The following is a 2,148-nucleotide window of genomic DNA, read 5'->3' as shown; positions in this document are numbered from 1 at the left end:
GCCGCCACGCCTGCGGCAGCTGCGCCCTCGGCCGACCTTGCGGCCAGCCTGCAGAACCCAGCAGCGTTGCAGCGCATCTGGCAGGCGACGTTGTCCGCGCTCAAAAAGAGCAAGGCCGCCTACGGGGTGCTGTTCTTGAACACGAAGGCCATCTATGATGCGGGCGGGAACATGCTGGCCATAGAGTTCCCTGCTGAAAACTCGTTTGCCTTCAAGGCGGTACAGAAACCTGACGTGCAGGAAGCGGTGTCTGCAGCGCTTGCCCAGTCATGCGGAGCGGTGCTGCCGTTCTCGTATACGCAAGGTTCCGGCGGGGTGTCCGTGTCTACCTCTGTTGCGCCAGCTTCGGTGGCAACACCGCAGCAATCGGCTTGTGCTGCCTCGAGGCCGGCGCCAACGGCTCAGACACCGTCGCCTTCTGCTGCCGTGACTGCAGGGGCGGGTCCTCTGCCGACGGCTTCGGCGATGCCCGTAGCGTCCTCCTCCGGCGCACGTCCCGCCCTGCGGGAGACGGGTTCTGCACTGGCCGATACCTACGATCTGCCACCCTATGACGACGAGGTTGTTCCCTACGGCGATGAGATGGCGGCACAAGGGGAACCTTCTTCTGCGGCGCAACAGTCACCGCAGGCGACAGCATCCGCTCCTCGACAGGAGACGTCGCCGGTTTCGCACCAGGCGACGGCATCTGCCCCCTGGGAGGCGGCGTCGAGCGCCTCTGCGGCACCCACCCCTCAGCAGGTGATGACGGCGAGCGCTGCGGCACCTGCGGCGAGCTCCGGTTTCCCCTCCGAACCCGATACGCGCACTGCTCCTGCGCCCGAGGTGACAGGTTCCGTCCAGTCGCCCGAGGAGATAGAGGCCATTTTGACCATAGGGTTTGGCGAGGGTATCGTGTTCGAGGAAGTGAAAGAGTAACCTGAGGTGAAACGTCGGCGCACCGCTTTCGGCCCGCGTCGCTTTAAGTTTGAAGAGCTAACGAAGGAGATTGCACCATGGATATGAAGAAGATGATGAAGCAGGCCCAGCGCATGCAGGCTGAGATGGCGAAGGCCCAGGAAGAAATCAAGGATCTGGAGTTCGAGGCCACGGCAGGCGGTGGTGCGGTGAAGGCGGTCGCCACGGGCGACATGGCTCTCAAGAGCATCTCCATCGATCCGGAGGCGGTGGACCCCGAGGATGTAGAGATGCTGGAGGCGACCGTGCTGGCAGCCGTGAACGAGGCCCTGCGCGGCGTGTCCGACATCAGCGCCCAGCGCATGCAGGCCGCCACGGGCGGCATGAACATCCCCGGCTTGATGTAAGCGCGGGATATTATCGTGTATGCAGCGCCGTCCATCCAGAAGCTGCTTGATGAACTGGAGCGCCTGCCTGGCATCGGTCCGAAGTCGGCCCAGCGCATCGCCTACTGGATTCTCAACACCGACAAGGCCACGGCGCTGCGCCTGTCTGAAGCCATCGCAGAAGTGAAGGACCAGGTGCATTTCTGCGCGCGGTGCTTCAACTACGCCGAGAACGACCTGTGCGAAATATGCCGGTCGAGCAAGCGCGATGCCGGCATCATTTGCGTGGTGAGCGAGCCGCGCGACATCCCGCCCATCGAGCGCACGGCTGTGTTCTCGGGCGTGTACCATGTGCTGGGAGGCGCGCTGTCGCCTATGGAAGGCATTGGCCCTGACGACCTGCACATCGCCCCGCTTATGAAGCGCTTGGCATCGGACGAGATTACGGAAGTGGTGTTGGCGACGAATCTCAATGTCGAAGGAGAGACAACGGCCGCTTATCTCGCGCGTCTTATCAAACCCCTCGGCGTGAGCGTGACGCGTCCTGCCAGCGGCCTGCCGGTGGGTGGCGACTTGGAATTCGCCGACGAGGTCACCCTTGGCCGAGCTATCGAGGCGCGTCGTCCGCTGTAGGCTTGGTGCCTGGAGCGAATCCTCTGGTCTGAAATGATAAATGCCGCTACACGAATTGCGTAGCGGCATTTTCTGCATCCGGGCAAAGATAAAGGATTCTGCCCCCTCCAAAAAACAGAGCCCTTCAGTCTTTACCGAAGCTTAGATTGCCTCTGTAAATGCAGGAGTTAGTATAGCATCTTTCTCCATAAAATCACAACATAAAATTTCGGTGAAATCAAAAGGCCTGTTC

The 2,148-nt window shown here is 61.5% G+C and carries 2 protein-coding genes and 1 pseudogene; all 3 read left to right on the top strand.

The genetic code is table 11. The features are described 5' to 3' along the window. Positions 1-918, top strand: a pseudogene (locus RR842_RS11785) (hypothetical protein); the annotation flags it as partial. A gap of 77 nt (positions 919-995) precedes the next feature. Next, the gene (locus RR842_RS11780; protein WP_332514722.1) at positions 996-1,304 is read left to right on the top strand and encodes a YbaB/EbfC family nucleoid-associated protein; all 309 of its coding nucleotides are present in this window, start codon (positions 996-998) and stop codon (positions 1,302-1,304) included. A gap of 15 nt (positions 1,305-1,319) precedes the next feature. Beyond that, on the top strand, positions 1,320-1,916 hold the full coding sequence (gene recR / locus RR842_RS11775; protein WP_332517734.1) for a recombination mediator RecR: 597 nt from the start codon (positions 1,320-1,322) through the stop codon (positions 1,914-1,916). Positions 1,917-2,148 lie beyond the last annotated feature (232 nt).

The organism is Gordonibacter sp., assembly GCF_036667095.1.
Lineage (GTDB): Bacteria > Actinomycetota > Coriobacteriia > Coriobacteriales > Eggerthellaceae > Gordonibacter.
The sequence above is the reverse complement of the archived record's forward strand: the minus strand, read 5'-3'. Positions and strand labels throughout refer to the sequence as shown.